Here is a 15,859-nt window from a genome sequence, read left to right as displayed (position 1 = left end):
GGCCAGGTTCTCGACGTCCTCGGCCGCGAGCAGCTCGGCCAGCTCGGCCTCGATCGCCTCCAGCGGCCCGAGGTTGGGGATGTCGGAGAGCTCGATCGCGTCGACCGAGCCGTCCTCGTCCTTGGTGAGGACCAGCACGTCGATGACGCGGATGATGCGGGCGTCGACCAGCTTCACCAGCTCGTCGACCATCTCCCCGGTGAAGCTGCTCTGCCCGGCCGGGAACTCGACGACCAGGTAGTCGACGGGTCCCAGCGTGTCCAGCGATGACTCGGTCATCGGACGTCTCCTTCTGTGGGTAAAGGCTCAGGAGCCGATCGCGGCGGCCTTGAGCTTCGCGAACTCCGCCTGGTCGATGGCGCCCGAGTCGAGCAGCGCCTTGGCCTGGGCGATCTGGTCCGCTGCCGACGCCGTCGGCGCCGCGCTCCGGATCCGGTCGTCGAACGCCGACTGGGCCGCCTGCATCTGTGCGGCCTGCCGCTCGCCCATGCCCCGGCCGCGCACGATCAGGTACAGCAGGATGCCGATGAACGGCAGCACGATCAGCAGCACGACCCACAGCGCCTTGACCCCGCCACCGGTCTCCCGGTCGCGGAACAGGTCCCCGAAGATGGCGATCAGCAGCCAGAACCAGATGATGAAGAGGAAGAACTCGAGCATCCAGAGCAGCACGTCTCCGCTGCCGAACGTCGCGGACAGGTTCATGGCGGACTCCTAGGTCGGCGGTAGAGCGAAGGGCTCGTGGAGATCGTCGGATGCCTGGTCCGTGCTCGGGATCACCCCCGCGGTCAATCACCCGGGTGAGACGGACTAGGGTGCATTTCAGGCAAGCCGGACGGCCCTGGGAGAGCTGATGCTGCAGGACGTCGATGCGCCGTGGTCCCCGGACCTGGGCGTCGTGCGCGCCAAGCTGGCGCCGCCGCGGCTGCCGCGCGGCGCGGTGAGCCGCCCGCACCTGCTGGAATCCCTGCGCGAGGGTCGCGGCCAGGGGCTGACCCTGCTGTCGGCCCCCGCAGGGTTCGGCAAGACGACGGTGCTCGCGGAGTGGGTGCAGGCGGACCCCGCCACGCGGTTCGCGTGGGTGACGCTCGACGCGGGGGACTGCGAGCCGGCCCGGTTCTGGACCCACGTGGTCGCCGCGCTCGCCGGGGTGGACCCCCTCGTCGACGTCGGCGGCATCCTCGCGGTGCGCGCACACCCGGAGCAGATCGTGGACGCGGCCCTCCCGCGGCTGTGCGCCGAGCTGGCGAGGGGGACCGGCGACGTCGTGCTCGTGCTGGACGACTACCACCGGGCCGAGACCCCCGAGATCGGCTCCCAGCTGGCGGAGTTCCTGCGCTACCGTCCGTCGCGCGTGCAGCTCGTGGTCTCGACGCGGTCCGACCCCGCCCTCGCCGTGGCGACGTTGCGGGCCTCGGGCGACCTGGCCGAGCTGCGGGCGGACGTGCTGCGGTTCGACGAGGACGAGCTCTCCCGGTTCTTCGACGGGATCGGCGTGGTGGACCTCTCGGCTGCCGACGAGCACCGGCTGGCGGAGCGGACCGGCGGCTGGCCCGCACCCCTGCGGCTCGCGTCGCTGCTGATGCCGCCGACCGACCGCGGCGCGTTCATCGAGAGCTTCACGGGGGCGAGCCGGCACGTCGTGGACTACCTCGCCCGGGACGTACTGGAGCTGGTCGAGCCGTCGACCCGGGACTTCCTGCTCGAGGTCTCCATCCTCGGACGGCTCAGCGGCCCGCTCTGCGACGCCGTCACGCAGACGTCGGGCTCGGGCGCGCTGCTGGCCCACCTCGAGCGCGCGAACCTGTTCATCTCGGTGGACAGCGCGGGGGAGTGGTACCAGGCGCACCAGCTCTTCAGCGAGGCGCTGCGGGTCGAGCTCGGCCGGACCCGCGCGGAGCTGGTGCCCGTCCTGCACGCGCGCGCCTCGGCCTGGCTCGAGGCGTCGGGGGACCTCGAGGCGGCCACGGACCACGCGATCGCGTCGCGCGACGTCGCGACGGCGTCCCGGCTGGTCTCCGGCCAGGTGCAGTCGATGTCCGCCGCCGGGCGCAGCGCGACCATCGGCCGATGGCTCGMCGCGCTCTCGTGGCCCGAGGCGCAGCGGGACCCCGAGCTCGCGTTCGTCCGGGCGGTGGCCGCGAGCCTGAACAACGAGATCGACCGGGCCGCCGGGTGGCTCGACGTCGCCCGTGGCGGCCGGCTCGACATCCTCGACTCCGACGGACTGTCGCTGGGCTTCCGCATCGACTTCCTCGACGCGGTCGTGGGCGTCGACGACGTCGGGCGCGCCGAGGCCGCCGCGCGACGTGCCGTCGTCGGTGCCCCGAACCCCAGCTGGCACGGGATCGCGTTGTCGGGCCTCGGTCAGGCGCTCTACCTGCAGGGGCGGGCGCCCGAAGCCGCGGAGACGCTGCGCCTCGCGGTCGGCCAGATCTCCGACGCCAACCCGATCATGCTCGCGTTCGCCGTCGGCAACCTCGGCCTGGTGGAGTCCTCGCTGGGGGCCCAGAGCCACGCCGATGCCCTGCTCGACCGGATGAGCGACGTCCTGACGGTCATCGGCGCCGACCGCTCGCCCTCGGGCGGGCTGCTGCTCCTCGCCCGCGGCGAACGGGCACGACGCGCGGGCGACCCGCAGGGTGCCGTCGCGCTGTTCCGCTCTGCTATCGACGTCCTGGAGGGGATCGGCCGCAGCGCCTGGCTGGCCAACGCGTACCTGCTGCTGGCGAGGGCGGACCGCGTGCTCGGTCACCGAGCCGCCGCGCTCGCGTCCGTCGACCTCGCCGACGAGGTCCTGGACCGGCTCACCGACGCCGGTGCGCTGGCGGCGCGCTCGACGGCGCTGCGCGGCGTGCTGGCGGCGCCGGGGGGACACCCCACGGAGTTCGGCGAGGCGCTGTCCGAGCGCGAGGTCGTCGTGCTCCGCCTCGCCGGCGACGGCCTCCAGCAGCGCGAGATCGCCGAGCAGCTCTTCATCTCGTACAACACCGTCAAGTCCCACCTCAAGGCCGCGTACCGCAAGCTCGGCGTGACCTCGCGCGAGGCGGCGATCGCCCGGCTCGACGAGCGGGACGCGCAACCACCCGGGTGAGCGTCCGCAGGGGTGGTCCGCGACGCCCCCTGTGCGACCACGATGCCCGGATGGTCATCTGCACGATCGTGGTCGCGGGAGAGCTCGACGAACGCTTCGGCGACGCCGTCGACGGCATGACGGTGACGGCGGGGGACGGTCGGACCGAGCTCGTCGGGCCTCTCACGGACCAGGCGCACGTGCAGGGGGTCCTGCGCCGGCTGTTCGACCTGGGCCTCGAGGTGGTGTCGTTCTCGACCGCTCCGACGGAACCGCCCAATCACCCGGGTGAGCGCCCGCGCGGGTGAGCACACCGCTCGGCGCCCGCACGAGCATGGCGTGAACCCGGGCGAACGACACGGTCGCGGTCCTCGGGTGCCACGCCAGCGAAGGAGCACCCCATGCCGCGCATGCTGAGACGAGCCGCCGTCCTGGGAGCCACGGCCCACGTCGCCTCGAAGGCTGGTGCCGCCCGAGGCGCCGCAGCGCAGGCCTCCGCGGACCAGGCCGCCGCGGAGCAGGCCCCGCCCCCCGAGCCGCCGCCCGCCCCGCCGGCCCCGGCCGTACCGGCCACCGACGTGTACGACGAGCTCACGAAGCTGAAGGGACTCCTCGACGCCGGCGTGCTGACGCAGGAGGAGTTCGACGCCGAGAAGGCGAAGCTGCTCGCGCGCTGAGCCCGACCGTCCGACCCCATCGATCACGCGTACCCAGGAGACCAGCATGACCATCGGACCCGTCCAGCTGCTCGTGGTGGCCTTCGACCGGCCGAACTTCACCGGCGAGATCCTCGAGGAGCTCGCGTACCTGCGGGACAACGACCAGATCCGCCTGATCGACGTGCTCGCCGTGCAGAAGCTGGAGGACGGCTCGATCGAGGCGTTGCGCCGCAGCGACCTGTCGATCGACGAGGCCGAGGACGTCGGCGCGACGATCGGCGCCCTGCTGGGTCTCGGCCTGGCCGGTGAGGAGGGCGCGGAGGTCGGCGCGCTGCTCGGGTTCGAGGCCGGGTCCGACGGGCACCTCATCGACGACGCTCAGCTCTGGGACGTCGCCGACTCCATCCCCGAGGGCAGCGCCGCCGCGATCGCCCTGATCGAGCACGTGTGGGCGATCCCGCTCCGCGAGGCGATCGCCCGCGCCGGCGGTGTGCCGGTCAGCGACGAGTGGATCCACCCGCTCGACCTGGAGGCGATCGGTCTGGCCGACTGACCCCGGTCAGCCCGCCGGGGTCCCGCGCTGCGCCGCCTCGACCGCGTCCCCGACGGCCTGCGCCAGGGCCTCCAGGTCCCGGCGCGCGTGCCGGTGCGAGACGGAGGCGTGCGCGTCCCCGATCAGCCCGTGCTGCTCGACGCCGGGATCGGCGGTGAGCAGCAGGAGGGTCTTGCCGAAGCCTCGGGGCACGAGGTGCGCGGCGACGCGGTAGTCGATGCCGTTCCAGGTGGCGAAGCCGCCGGCGCCCTCCCCGGCCGTGGCCGAGTCGATCGCGACGTCGGCGTTCTCGAGGTGCCACGTGGTGCCCGGGACGGTCTCGTCAGCGCCCGCGGCCGTGGTCAGGGCCCGCCACGCGACGGCCGTCGACACCGGCAGGTCGATGCTCGACTCGGTCTCCTTGGGTACGCCCATCTGGTGATCATCGACCGGTTCCGCCCGTTCTGCACCATCCGGGCCCCGATCAGTCCGCGGGAACGACCCGCAGCGTCACGGTCGCAACCGCCGGGCCGACGATCGCGCCGACGGGACCGGGCCCGTACCGGTCGTACTTCGCGTGCAGCGCCGCGTCGAGCTCGCGGTGCGCGGCGTCGGTCCCGTCCTCGAAGGTGACGTCCTTCTCGACGGATCCGACGCGGACCCGGCCGGCGCCCGACTCCCGCGCTCGGCGGAACCAGCCGTTGGTCGGCCCGTGCGCGGATCGGATGTAGAGCTCGGCGCCGGCGGTGACGAACCAGATCGTCACGAACGGCCGCAGGCTCCCGTCCGGTCGCCGAGAGGACACCTCGAGCTCGTCGACCCGCTCGATGCGCCGGAGCTCGTCGGCGGTCCACGCGTTCATGCGCCCGTCCCGTACTGCTCGTCGGTGACGGGCTCCGCCCACTCGGTATCGGGGCCGGCGGTGCCGTCGCCGATCTCCCACATCGCCAGGTGGGTCATGAACCCGTCCGGGGCGGCGCCGTGCCAGTGCCACTCGCCCGGCGGCGTCCAGACGGTCTGTCCGGGCCGCACCTCGACCACCGTCCCGTCGCGGGTTCCCACGCGGGCCACGCCCTCGGTGACGTGCAGGGTCTGGCCGTTGACGTGCCGGTGCCAGAACGTGTGCGCGCCGGGCGCGAACCGGACGGTGTTGACGCGCAGCCGGGCGGGCGCGGGCGGGGCACCGAGGACGTCGAACCAGACGTCCCCGCTGAACCACTCCTCCGGTCCCTTCTGCGTCGACGGCAGCGGGGTGATCTCCATGTCGGTGTCTCCTTGTCGGTCAGGGCTGCAGCAGGACCTTGATCGCGCGCCGCTCGTCCATCGCGCGGTAGGCCTCGGCCACCTCGGACAGCGGAAGCGTCAGGTCGAAGACCCTGCCGGGGTCGATCTGCCGGTCCAGGACCAGCTCGATGAGGCGCGGGAGGTACGCACGGACGGGCGCCGGCCCACCGCGGATGCCCTTGTTGGCCCAGAACAGCTGGTCCGTGGGCAGGTCGCCGTGGGGCACGCCCACCAGGCCGATCATGCCGCCCGGGCGCGCGGCCTGGACGGCCTGCAGCCGGGCCTCCTCGGTCCCGACGCATTCCAGCACCGCGTCCGCGCCGATGCCGTCGGTCAGCTCCCGCACGCGGGCGAGCCCCTCCTCGCCCCGCTCGGCAACGAGGTGGGTGGCGCCGAACTCCGTGGCCACCTTCTGGCGGTCCGCGTGCCGGCTCATCGCGATGATCGTGGTCGCCCCGAGCTGCGCAGCGGCGAGGACGCCACTGAGGCCGACCGCGCCGTCGCCGACCACGACCACGCTGGTGCCGGGGCCGACGCCGGCCGACACGGCGGCGTGCCAGCCGGTGGCCATGACGTCGGAGAGCGCGAGCAGGCTCGGGATCAGGTCGGCGGCGGGCTGACCGGGGGTGGCGATCAGCGTGCCGTCCGCGTTCGGGATGCGGATCTTCTCCGCCTGGCAGCCGTCGTACCCGCCGCCGTGCTGACACGCCGAGTGCATGCCCTTGCGGCAGACGGGGCAGGTGTTGTCGCTGTGCAGGAACCCGCCGACGACGAAGTCGCCGGGCTGCACCGTGGTCACGGCGTCGCCGACCTCCTCGACGATGCCGACGTACTCGTGCCCGATCGGCGTCGGCCGCGGGACCTCGGCCAGCCCCCGGTAGCGCCACAGGTCCGAGCCGCAGACGCACGCGGCGACCGTGCGGACGACCGCGTCGGTGGGTTCGATGACGGTGGGATCGGGACGCTCCTCGACGCGCACGTCCCCGGGTCCGTGGATGATCGCTCCTCGCATGGGATCCATGGAACACGGTCGCCGGACGCGGCGGGAGGACCTGTCAGAACCCCCCAGCGCCCGTCGTGACGGCGGCACGGGGCCACGGCACGATGGACCGATGGACGTCATCGCCTGGCTGCTCGACTCCGACCCGGCGCTGCGCTGGCAGGTTCTGCAGGACCTCACCGACGCGCCCGCCGACCAGGTCGCCGCCGAGCGCGCGCGTGTGGCGCACGAGGGCTGGGGTGCCCAGCTGCTCGCGGCCCAGGGGTCTGACGGCCGGTGGAGCGGCGGGACGTTCTTCCCCGAGTGGGTCTCGACCGAGGCGACGCTGCGTCTCCTTCGCGTGCTCGGCCTCGACCCGGGCAGCGACGAGGCCCGCCGCGCGCTCGCACCGGTGCACGAGGCCGCGCGCTGGGAGTACGACCCGACGATGAAGTTCTTCGACGGCGAGGTGGAGCCGTGCATCAACGGCCGCGCCGTCGCGATCGGCGCCTACTTCGGCCACGACGTGCGGGTCGTCGTCGACCGCCTGCTCACGGAGCAGATGGCGGACGGGGGCTGGAACTGCGAGCAGGAGAACGGCTCGACCCGCGGGTCGTTCGACACCACGATCAACGTCCTCGAGGGCCTCCTGGAGTACGAGCGGTCGACCGGGCCCGACGACGACGTCCGCGCCGCCCGGGTGCGAGGCGAGGAGTACCTGCTCGACCGCCGCCTGCTGCACCGGCTCACCGACGACGTCGTGCCGCAGGAGCGGTGGCTGCAGATCGGGTTCCCGAACGGGTGGCACTACGACGTCGCCCGCGTGCTGGACTACCTGCGCGTGGCCCGGCCGCGGCCCGACGAGCGGATGGCCGAGGCGCTGGAGGTCCTCGGGTCGAAGCGGGGTGCCGACGGCCGCTGGCGGCTCGAGCGCGCGTACCACGACCGCCTGCTGATCGACCTCGGCGAGACCGAGGGGCAGCCCAGCCGCTGGCTCACCCTGCGCGGCCTGCGGGTGCTGCGCTGGGCGGCCGACGGACGGGACCCAGCGGGTGTCGTCGCCGCGGTCTAGCCTGGCGCGTGCCCGAGCGGAGGGAGACCGACATGGTCCTGATCGGCGCCCATGTGCGCGACGACGACCCGGTGGCCACGGCCGCCACCCTGGACGCCGAGTGCGTCCAGGTGTTCCTGGCCGACCCGCAGGGGTGGAAGAAGCCGGTCCCGCGGGACGACGCGGACGCGCTGCTCGCCTCGGGGCTGGGCATCTACGCGCACGCGCCCTACCTGGTCAACGTCGCGTCGACCAACAACCGGATCCGCATCCCGAGCCGGAACATGATCGCGCAGCACTCGGCCGCCGCKGCGACCCTCGGCGCCCGGGGGCTCATCGTGCACGGCGGGCACGTCGGCGAGGGCGACGACATCGCGGTCGGCATCGACAACTGGCGCAAGACGTTCGAGCGCGCCACGTTCCCCGTGCGCGTGCTGGTCGAGAACACGGCCGGCGGCGAGAACGCGTGCGCCCGCACGCTCGACCGGATCGCGATGCTCTGGGACGCGATCGGCCAGTACGACGTCGGGCTGTGCCTGGACACCTGCCACGCCTGGGCGGCGGGCGAGGACCTCGAGACCCTMGTCGAGCGCGTGCGCGCCATCACCGGACGGGTCGACCTCGTGCACGCCAACAGCTCGCGGGACGAGCACGGCTCCTCGCGGGACCGGCACGCCAACTTCGGTACGGGCACCATCCCGCCGGAGCTCATCGCGCACGTGGTCCGCGAGGCGGGGTGCGACGCGCTGGTGGAGACGCCCGCGGAGGGCCAGGCCGAGGACATCGCGTTCCTGCGGGCGGCTCTCGCAGGCTGACGCTCAGATCCGGCCGCGCACCGGGGTCCGGTCGGCGGGGTCGTCGGGCACGACCATCTCCGCGCGGACGCCGAGGAGCCGGACCTCGCGGTCCTCGAGCTTGTCCGCGAGCGCCATGACCGCGTCGATGACGGTGCCGGCGTCGCGCGTCGGCTGCGCGAGCTTGCGGCTCATGCCCTTGGTGACGAACGGCGCGTAGCGCACCTTGATCGCCACGCGCAGCACCTCGCGGCCGTCCTGCGCGGCGTCCTCGACCACGGCGACCGCCAGCTCGCGGACCGCGTCGCGCACCTGCTCGGGCGTCGTGAGGTTCTGCTGGTACGTCGTCTCTCTGCTGTGCCCGCGCGGCACCCACGGGGTGTCGTCGACCGTCGTCGGGMCGAGCCCCTGCCCGAGCTCGTGGTACCAGACGCCCATCCGCGGCCCGAACTCCGCGACCAGGGCGTCGACCGGCGCGGCGGCCAGCTCGTGGACTGTGCCGATGCCGAGCGCGGTGAGCCGTCCCGACACCTTCGACCCGACGCCCCACAGCTCCCTGGTTGGTCGGTGACCCATGACGTCGAACCAGTTCTGCGCGGTGAGCCGGAAGACGCCGGCGGGCTTGCCGAACTCCGTCGCGATCTTGGCGCGGACCTTGTTGTCCCCGATGCCCACCGAGCAGTGCAGCCGCGTCTGGCGCAGCACCGCGTCCTGCGCGCGGCGGGCCAGCGCCTCGGGGTCGTCGGTCTGCGCGCCGAGGAACGCCTCGTCCCAGCCGAGCACCTCGACGACGACGCCGAGCGAGCGCAGCGTCGACATCACGCCCTCCGACGCCGCCTCGTACTCGGGTCCGTCCACCGGCAGGAACACGGCGTCGGGCAGCTTGCGGGCCGCCACCCGCAGCGGCATGCCGGAGTGCACGCCGAAGGCCCGGGCCTCGTAGGACGCGGTGGAGACGACACCCCGCTCGGTCGGGTCGCCGCGGCCGCCGACGACCACCGGCWGGCCGGCCAGCTCCGGGCGGCGCAGCACCTCGACGGCCGCGACGAACTGGTCGAGGTCGACGTGCAGCACCCAGGCCGTGGGAGAACCCATGACCCGAGTCTGCCCGGGACGTGCGACACGGGCTACGCGAGGCCGAAGACCTGCAGCGGACGCCCGCGCGTCATGTCCACGACCGCGTCCGCGGCCTCGTCCTCGTCGAGCCGGTGGTCCGCCACGAGCCCGGCGAGGTAGCCGGCGTCGAGCCTGCGCGCCATGTCGTGCCGCGCGGGGATCGAGCAGAACGCGCGGGTGTCGTCGATGAAGCCGCTGGTCCGGGACAGTCCGGCGGTCTCGGACACCGCGGACCGCCAGCGACGGATGGCGTCGGGCGCGTCGAGGAACCACCAGGGTGCGCCCACGTACACCGACGGATAGAACCCGGCGAGGGGCGCGAGCTCCCGGGAGAACACGGTCTCGTCGAGGGTGAACAGCACGAGCGTGAGGTTCGGGTGGGTCCCGTACCGCTCGAGGAGGGGGCGCAGGGCGTCGGTGAACGCCCCGGGCAGGGGCAGGTCGTGCCCGGTGTCCGGCCCGAACCGGGCTGCCGTCGGGGTGTGGTGGCCGCGTCGGACGCCCGGGTGGAGGGTCATGGTCAGACCGTCCTCGGTCGCCATCCGGGCCATCTCGAGCAGCATGTGCCGCCGCAGAGCCGTGGCCTGCGGCGCGGTCGCCACGCCCGACAGCGCGGCGGCGTAGATCCGCTCGGCGTCGGCGCGGGCGAGCGGCTCCGTGCCGACATCCTCGTGGCTGTGGTCGGTGGAGACGCCGCCACGCGCCCGGAAGTACGCGCGACGGTCCTCCATCGCGCCGACCCACCCGGCGTAGGTGCCGGTGTCGACGCCCGCGACGGCCCCGAGCCGCAGGACGTCCCGAGCCCACTCGGGCCGACCCGCCTCGAGGTAGCGGTCGGGCCGGAACGTCGGCACCACGCGCCCGGTGAACGTGGGGTCGTCGCGCAGGGCCGCGTGGGCGGCCAGGTCGTCCGCCGGGTCGTCCGTGGTGGCCAGGACCTCGATCCCGAACCGGTCGAACAGCGCCCGGGGCCGGAACGCGGGCTGGGCGAGCTGGTCGGCGATCCCGTCGTACAGCTCGTCGGCGGTCCGCGCGCTGGGCCGCAGGCTCTGGCCGAACACGTCGGACAGGGCGCTCTCGAGCCAGTACTTCACGGGGGTCGCGCGGTAGACGCTCCAGTTCTCGCACAGCAGCCGCCAGGCCGCCCGGGCGGCGTCGGGGGAGAGCGGGCCCTGCCCGACCCCGAGCCGGTCGAGGGGGACACCGGACGCGTGCAGCAGCCGGGTCACGTAGTGGTCGGGCGTGACCAGCAGCGACGTCGGGTCCGTGAACGGCCGGTCCTCGGCGAGCAGCCTCGCCTCGACGTGCCCGTGCGGGGACAGGATGGGCAGGTCGCGGACCTCGTCGTAGAGGCGGCGGGCGATCGCCAGCCGCTCGGGTGCGGACGGCAGCAGCCGGTCGGGGTGCAGGCGCAGGGCCGGGGCGGTGAGCGTGGGCACGGTCAGCCCTCCCGCGCTGCGCGACGTGCCGCCACCTCGGCGACCATGGTGCGGAACCGGGCCTCGGTCAGGGGGTAGAAGACCATGATGAGGACGCCGACCGTGATGAAGGCCGCAGGGACGAAGCCGGCGATGTAGCGGATGCCGTCCTGGGTGGCCTGGCTCTGCACGTCCTGCTGGGCCACGTAGCCGACGAAGGCGAGACCGAACGCCGCGGCGGCCCCACCGACGGCCTGCCCGACCTTGCGGGTGAAGGAGAAGACCGCGTAGGTGGTGCCCTCGGTCCGCACGCCGGTCCGCCACTCGCCGTACTCGACGGTGTCGGCCTCGAGCGCCCACATCAGGGTGTTCACAGCGGCCATGCCGACGCCGTAGAGGCCGAAGAACGCGATGGCGAGACCCGGCCGGGTCGACGGCGTCAGGGCGATGCCGAGGGCGGCGACGATGGCGACAACACTGCTGGCCACATACGCGGGCTTCTTGCCGACCGCCCGCACGATCCGGGGGATGAAGCCCGCGACGACGAACATGACGCCCGTGCTGACGACGGTCAGGATGATGAAGTAGTTGGCGTCGCCCAGGACGTCCCGGGCGTAGTACGCCTGGACGGTCTGCAGGGTGAACATGCCGACCAGGAACGACAGCGCGGACAGGCACAGCATGAGCAGCGGGCGGTTGCCCTTGAGGGTGCCGAGGCTCTGCTTGAGGCTCACGTGGGCGACATCGCGGGCCACGCGCTCCTTCGACGTGGCGAACAGCAGCATGTAGAGCCCGAACCCGATGACGACGAAGAGCAGGGTGGTCAGGGTCAGCGACTGCTGCAGGTTGTCCGAGCTCTTGATCTGCGGCGCCACGATGAACGCCAGCGCGATGATCGTCGCCGCGGTGCCCATCGAGCGGAAGCTCGCCAGCCGCGCGCGCTCCACGGGCTCCTGCGTCATGGCGGACGCGAGCGAGCCGTACGGGATGTTCACCAGGCTGTAGGCGAGGCCGAGCAGCGCGTACGTCAGGTAGGCGTAGATCAGCTTGCCCGTGCCGCCGAGGCCGCCGGGGACCGTGAACGTCGCCACCGAGAGCAGGAGCAGGGGGAGCGAGCCGAACAGGAAGAACGGCCGGAACTTGCCCCAGCGGGTCATGGTCTTGTCGACCTGGCGGCCCGCCCAGATGTCGGCGAACGCGTCCCAGACCCGGACGACGAGGAACAGGGTGCCCGCGGCKGCCGCGGAGATGCCGACGACGTCGGTGTAGTACAGCAGCAGGAACATCGACGTCATGGAGAACGCCAGGTTGTTGCCCGCATCCCCGGCGGCGTACCCGAGGTACGTGCGGAACCGGAGCGTCGGGGCCGGCGCGGCGGTGGGCGTGGTGACGGGCGTGGTGACGGGTGGGTCCTGGACAGCGACGGTGCTGGTCATGACGGCTCCTCGATCAAGGGGTGGCTGGGTGCTGCGGGTCACGGCTTGGTGGTCCATCTGCGGCGCAGCACGTGCGCGGCCGACTTGGGGCGGCGGTCGCGGGTGAAGACGCCCTTCTTGTTGCCGTCCACCCGGAACACGCTGTTCGACGCGGTGGCGAAGTCGGCGAAGTTCCAGACCTGCTCGCCGACGACGGCGTCGACCGCGTCGAACACGCGGTGGTTCATCTCCAGGTACTCGACCTGGTACTCCTCGGACCACGGCTGCGGGGTCAGCGAGTGCACGCCGGCGAGCGTGTCGGCGCCGTACTCGGTGATGATGATCGGCTTGCCGTCGCCGGCCCACTGCTGCAGCTCGGCCAGCCAGGCGGCCTCCGCGGCGACCAGGTCGCCCGTGTTCACGTACCAGCCGTAGTAGCGGTTGAGCATGAGCACGTCCCCGAGCTCGGAGACCTGGCACGTCCCGTGCGGAGCGAGCATCACGTTGACGAAGCCGACCGGGCGGCTGCGGTCCAGCTCGCGGGTGAGGGCGAACAGCGGCTCGAAGTAGGCGCGTGCGGCGTCGGTGTCGGACTCGGGCTCGTTGGCGATGGACCAGAGCACGACGCTTGGGTGGTTCTTGTCGCGGGCGACGAGCTCTCGGATGGCCTGCGCGTGGGCCTCCTGGCTGACGTCGTTCACCGTCTCCGGGGAGAACGTCACATAGCTCTGGCCGCCGAACACGCCCCCGGCCAGGCCCATGTTCTGCCCGACCGCCGCGACTTCGTCGATGACGACGATGCCCTTGCGGTCCGCGTACTCGTACACCTCCTCGGCGTACGGGTAGTGGGAGGTCCGGAACGAGTTGGCACCGATCCAGTCGAGGAGCTCGAAGTCGTGCACGAGGTACGCGTCGTCGTGCCCCTTGCCGCGCACCGCGGTGTCCTCGTGCTTGCCGAAGCCCTGGAAGTAGAAGGGCTCGCCGTTGATGAGGAACTGCGTGCCACGGACCTCGACGGTGCGGACGCCGACGCTCTGGTGGTAGCTGTCGAACGGTGACCCCGACGTGTCGAGCAGCTGGATCTCGGCGTCGTACAGGTAGCCGGCTCCGGGCTCCCACCGGTGCACGTCGGGCACCGCCAGCTCGCCGCTGGCGCCCTCGGCGGTCGCGACGGTGCGGCCGTCGGCGTCGCGGAGCGTGACGCGCACGGTGTGCTCGGCGTCGCCGGCGACCGTGACGTCGTACGCGACGACGCCCGTCGTGCCCTGCAGGTCCGTGGTGACGACGACGTCGTCGACGTACGTCGTCGGCGTCGCGTACAGCCACACCGAGCGGTGCAGGCCGGCGAAGTTGAAGAAGTCGTGGAAGTACTGCTGACGACGCCCCCGCGGGGTGTCGTGCACGATGCCCGGCGGGATGGTCTGGAAGCTCAGCTCGTTGTTGACGACGGCGGTCACGCGGATCTCGTCGCCTGCCGTGACCAGGGCGGTGACGTCGGCCTCGAACGGCGTGTAGCCGCCCTCGTGGCGCACGACCTCGGTGTCGCCGACCCACACGACCGCGGCGTGCGTGGCGGAGTCGAACCGCAGCGCGATCCGCTGGCCCTCCCAACCGCGAGGCACCCGGACCGAGGTCTGGTACCAGGCGTCGCCGACGTGGTCGCGTCCGGTGGTCCCCACGAGCACGTCGTTGTAGCTCGCGGGGACGGGCATGGCCTGCGCTCCGGCGAGGGGGCCGTCGTGCCAGCGCTCGCGGCGGCCGGCGCCGGGGGCGTCCAGGCGGAAGTCCCACATGCCGTTCAGCGTCTTGCGCTCGCGGCTCGCGGTGTCCTGGGGACGAAGCATCGGTGCTCTCCTCTCATCGCCGGCGACGCATCTGCGCATCGGCCGGTGCACTCATTGACGCCCCGCGTCCCCGGGACGACAAGCGGTTGCCACGACTTGTCGCGACGCCTACCGTCCGGAGGGTGGAGGAGCGCCGTGTCCCGACGATCTACGACGTGGCGAAGGCCTGCGGGGTCGCGCCGTCGACGGTGTCGCGGGCGTTCTCCCGGCCGGGGCGGGTGAATGCCGACACCGCGGCGCGGATCCGCCGGGTCGCCGAGGAGATGGGCTACCGCGCGAACCCGCTGGCGCGGGCGCTGCCCACCGGCAAGACGTCGCTGCTGGCGCTCGTCGTCTCCGACGTGACCAACCCGTTCTACTTCGAGATCATCCGCGGGGCCGAGATGGCGGCGACGGAGGCGGACTACACGCTGCTCGTGGCGGACGTGCACGAGTCGGCGACCGCGGAGCGCAAGGCGCTCGAGAGGTCGCTGCCGCTGGTCGAGGGCGTCGTGCTCGGCACGTCGCGCATGTCCGACTCCGCGATCCGGGTCATGGCCAAGCAGCGCCCGACAGTGGTCCTCAACCGGGTGCTCACCGGCATCCCCAGCGTCATCACCGACAACGCGCGCGGGATGCGGCGGGCCATGGAGCACCTGGCCGAGCTCGGTCACCGGTCCATCGCGTACGCCGCGGGACCCGAGGCGTCGTGGGCGGACGGCATGCGCTGGCGCGCGATGCGCGAGGCCGCCGACGAGCTCGGCCTGCGGGTGCAGCGCCTCGGGCCCTACACGCCCACGCTCGCGGGTGGGACGGAGGCGGCGGCGGACGTGGCCGGCTCCACGGTGACCGCGACCGTCGCCTACAACGACCTGGTCGCCATCGGCCTGATGCGCGGGCTGGCGGCGGCCGGCGTCCGCGTGCCGCACGACGTCAGCGTCGTCGGGTTCGACGACATCTTCGGCGCCGAGCTCTGCTCGCCGTCGCTCACCACGGTCGCCGCACCGTTGCAGTCGCTGGGCCGGTACGCCGTGCAAACCCTGCTGGTCGGGATGCGCTCGCGGACGCCGCCCGACGTGCGGCCGGCACTCCTGCCCGCGCAGCTCGTCGTGCGGGAGTCGACGGCCGGACGGGTGCGCCGTCGGAACGCCTGACCCGTGGGCGGCGAGGCAAGTCGCGGCAACCGATTGCCATCGGACCCTGTCCGGGTGCTGAATCGTCCGAGACCCGACGAGGGGTCGCCGATCTGGAGGTGGACACCGTGCACGACGAGACGGGCTGGGAGCGCATCGAGGCGCCGGCCCCGGTACGGCTGGTCCACCTGGGGCTCGGGGCCTTCGCCCGGGCTCACCCGATCTGGTACACCGACCTGGCCAACACGTCGGTGGGCGTCGCGGACCGTTGGGGCGTGGCCGCCTTCACGGGTCGATCGGCGGCCGCCGCCGTACCCCTCGTGACCCAGGACGGCCGCTACACCGTGCTCGTCCGCTCCGCCGGCCGGGACGACCCTGTCGTGGTCGACTCGCTGGTCTCCGTGCACGACGGGGCGGACGCGGGCGCCTGGCGGGACCACCTGAGCCGTCCCGAGGTCGGGGTCGTCACCCTGACGGTGACCGAGGCCGGCTACCGGCGCGCCGCCTCGGGTGGCCTGGACCGGCACGACCCGGACGTCGGCGACGACGTGGCGCGCGGTGCCGTCGACGCGGTCACGGCAC

At 72.9% G+C, this 15,859-nt stretch carries 16 protein-coding genes and 2 pseudogenes; 8 read left to right on the top strand and 10 right to left on the bottom strand.

Going from position 1 to position 15,859, the window contains the following annotated elements; translation table 11 throughout:
• A pseudogene (locus ACXJKG_RS11645) lies at window positions 1–279 on the bottom strand (DUF6325 family protein); the annotation flags it as partial.
• A gap of 27 nt (window positions 280–306) precedes the next feature.
• Window positions 307–705 carry an SHOCT domain-containing protein gene (locus ACXJKG_RS11640; protein WP_456845925.1) on the bottom strand — a complete coding sequence of 133 codons (399 nt, stop codon included), beginning with the start codon at window positions 703–705 and terminating at the stop codon, window positions 307–309.
• A gap of 148 nt (window positions 706–853) precedes the next feature.
• On the opposite strand from ACXJKG_RS11640, the gene ACXJKG_RS11635 reads away from it, so the two are divergent.
• From ACXJKG_RS11635 to ACXJKG_RS11620, 4 genes are all read left to right on the top strand, one after another.
• A complete protein-coding gene (locus tag ACXJKG_RS11635; RefSeq protein WP_456845924.1) occupies window positions 854–3,094 on the top strand; it encodes a LuxR C-terminal-related transcriptional regulator in 2,241 nt (746 codons plus the stop codon).
• 50 nt (window positions 3,095–3,144) lie between these two features.
• Window positions 3,145–3,381 (top strand): hypothetical protein, encoded by a 237-nt coding sequence (locus ACXJKG_RS11630; RefSeq protein ID WP_456845923.1) that lies wholly within the window; start codon window positions 3,145–3,147, stop codon window positions 3,379–3,381.
• A 93-nt stretch (window positions 3,382–3,474) separates the two neighbouring features.
• Window positions 3,475–3,750 carry an SHOCT domain-containing protein gene (locus ACXJKG_RS11625; protein WP_456845922.1) on the top strand — a complete coding sequence of 92 codons (276 nt, stop codon included), beginning with the start codon at window positions 3,475–3,477 and terminating at the stop codon, window positions 3,748–3,750.
• Between the two features lie 46 nt (window positions 3,751–3,796).
• Window positions 3,797–4,285 carry a hypothetical protein gene (locus ACXJKG_RS11620; protein ID WP_456845921.1) on the top strand — a complete coding sequence of 163 codons (489 nt, stop codon included), beginning with the start codon at window positions 3,797–3,799 and terminating at the stop codon, window positions 4,283–4,285.
• Window positions 4,286–4,291: 6 nt separating this feature from the next.
• Here the strand turns inward: ACXJKG_RS11620 and ACXJKG_RS11615 are convergent, their stop codons facing one another.
• Genes ACXJKG_RS11615 through ACXJKG_RS11600 form a run of 4 tightly spaced genes read right to left on the bottom strand, consistent with a single transcriptional unit; the run spans window position 4,292 to window position 6,560 of the window.
• A complete protein-coding gene (locus ACXJKG_RS11615; protein ID WP_456845920.1) occupies window positions 4,292–4,699 on the bottom strand; it encodes a hypothetical protein in 408 nt (135 codons plus the stop codon).
• 49 nt (window positions 4,700–4,748) lie between these two features.
• Window positions 4,749–5,126 (bottom strand): DUF2255 family protein, encoded by a 378-nt coding sequence (locus tag ACXJKG_RS11610; protein ID WP_456845919.1) that lies wholly within the window; start codon window positions 5,124–5,126, stop codon window positions 4,749–4,751.
• A complete protein-coding gene (locus tag ACXJKG_RS11605; RefSeq protein WP_456845918.1) occupies window positions 5,123–5,527 on the bottom strand; it encodes a (R)-mandelonitrile lyase in 405 nt (134 codons plus the stop codon). Before ACXJKG_RS11605 ends, ACXJKG_RS11610 begins: the two co-directional genes overlap by 4 nt.
• 19 nt (window positions 5,528–5,546) lie before the next feature.
• Window positions 5,547–6,560, bottom strand: a complete 1,014-nt coding sequence (locus tag ACXJKG_RS11600; protein WP_456845917.1) for a zinc-dependent alcohol dehydrogenase family protein — start codon at window positions 6,558–6,560, stop codon at window positions 5,547–5,549.
• Window positions 6,561–6,660: 100 nt separating this feature from the next.
• Between ACXJKG_RS11600 and ACXJKG_RS11595 the strand changes: the two genes are divergently transcribed.
• On the top strand, window positions 6,661–7,599 hold the full coding sequence (locus ACXJKG_RS11595) for a hypothetical protein (protein ID WP_456845916.1): 939 nt from the start codon (window positions 6,661–6,663) through the stop codon (window positions 7,597–7,599).
• A gap of 32 nt (window positions 7,600–7,631) precedes the next feature.
• Window positions 7,632–8,393, top strand: a complete 762-nt coding sequence (locus tag ACXJKG_RS11590) for a deoxyribonuclease IV (RefSeq protein WP_456845915.1) — start codon at window positions 7,632–7,634, stop codon at window positions 8,391–8,393.
• Between the two features lie 3 nt (window positions 8,394–8,396).
• On the opposite strand, the gene ACXJKG_RS11585 is transcribed toward ACXJKG_RS11590, so the two are convergent.
• Genes ACXJKG_RS11585 through uidA form a run of 4 tightly spaced genes read right to left on the bottom strand, consistent with a single transcriptional unit; the run spans window position 8,397 to window position 14,165 of the window.
• Window positions 8,397–9,467, bottom strand: a complete 1,071-nt coding sequence (locus tag ACXJKG_RS11585) for a DNA polymerase IV (RefSeq protein WP_456845914.1) — start codon at window positions 9,465–9,467, stop codon at window positions 8,397–8,399.
• Between the two features lie 32 nt (window positions 9,468–9,499).
• On the bottom strand, window positions 9,500–10,927 hold the full coding sequence (gene uxaC / locus ACXJKG_RS11580; RefSeq protein WP_456845913.1) for a glucuronate isomerase: 1,428 nt from the start codon (window positions 10,925–10,927) through the stop codon (window positions 9,500–9,502).
• Between the two features lie 2 nt (window positions 10,928–10,929).
• On the bottom strand, window positions 10,930–12,342 hold the full coding sequence (gene uidB, locus ACXJKG_RS11575; protein ID WP_456845912.1) for a glucuronide transporter: 1,413 nt from the start codon (window positions 12,340–12,342) through the stop codon (window positions 10,930–10,932).
• A 38-nt stretch (window positions 12,343–12,380) separates the two neighbouring features.
• Window positions 12,381–14,165, bottom strand: coding sequence for a beta-glucuronidase (gene uidA / locus ACXJKG_RS11570; protein WP_456845911.1), 1,785 nt, complete (start codon window positions 14,163–14,165; stop codon window positions 12,381–12,383).
• Window positions 14,166–14,287: 122 nt separating this feature from the next.
• On the opposite strand from uidA, the gene ACXJKG_RS11565 reads away from it, so the two are divergent.
• Window positions 14,288–15,298: a LacI family DNA-binding transcriptional regulator gene (locus ACXJKG_RS11565; protein WP_456845910.1), complete on the top strand. Its 1,011-nt coding sequence runs from the start codon at window positions 14,288–14,290 to the stop codon at window positions 15,296–15,298.
• A gap of 107 nt (window positions 15,299–15,405) precedes the next feature.
• Window positions 15,406–15,859: pseudogene (locus ACXJKG_RS11560) on the top strand (hypothetical protein); the annotation flags it as partial.

The organism is Cellulomonas sp. P5_C6, assembly GCF_054049635.1.
The sequence above is the reverse complement of the archived record's forward strand: the minus strand, read 5'-3'. Positions and strand labels throughout refer to the sequence as shown.

Bases quoted from the DNA above. Each gene is read 5' to 3' on its own strand.
- ACXJKG_RS11640 (WP_456845925.1), bottom strand. From the start codon at position 705: ATGAACCTGTCCGCGACGTTCGGCAGCGGAGACGTGCTGCTCTGGATG.
- ACXJKG_RS11600 (WP_456845917.1), bottom strand. From the start codon at position 6,560: ATGCGAGGAGCGATCATCCACGGACCCGGGGACGTGCGCGTCGAGGAG.
- ACXJKG_RS11615 (WP_456845920.1), bottom strand. From the start codon at position 4,699: ATGGGCGTACCCAAGGAGACCGAGTCGAGCATCGACCTGCCGGTGTCG.
- ACXJKG_RS11595 (WP_456845916.1), top strand. From the start codon at position 6,661: ATGGACGTCATCGCCTGGCTGCTCGACTCCGACCCGGCGCTGCGCTGG.
- ACXJKG_RS11605 (WP_456845918.1), bottom strand. From the start codon at position 5,527: ATGGAGATCACCCCGCTGCCGTCGACGCAGAAGGGACCGGAGGAGTGG.
- ACXJKG_RS11625 (WP_456845922.1), top strand. From the start codon at position 3,475: ATGCCGCGCATGCTGAGACGAGCCGCCGTCCTGGGAGCCACGGCCCAC.
- ACXJKG_RS11630 (WP_456845923.1), top strand. From the start codon at position 3,145: ATGGTCATCTGCACGATCGTGGTCGCGGGAGAGCTCGACGAACGCTTC.
- uidA (WP_456845911.1), bottom strand. From the start codon at position 14,165: ATGCTTCGTCCCCAGGACACCGCGAGCCGCGAGCGCAAGACGCTGAAC.
- ACXJKG_RS11620 (WP_456845921.1), top strand. From the start codon at position 3,797: ATGACCATCGGACCCGTCCAGCTGCTCGTGGTGGCCTTCGACCGGCCG.
- ACXJKG_RS11610 (WP_456845919.1), bottom strand. From the start codon at position 5,126: ATGAACGCGTGGACCGCCGACGAGCTCCGGCGCATCGAGCGGGTCGAC.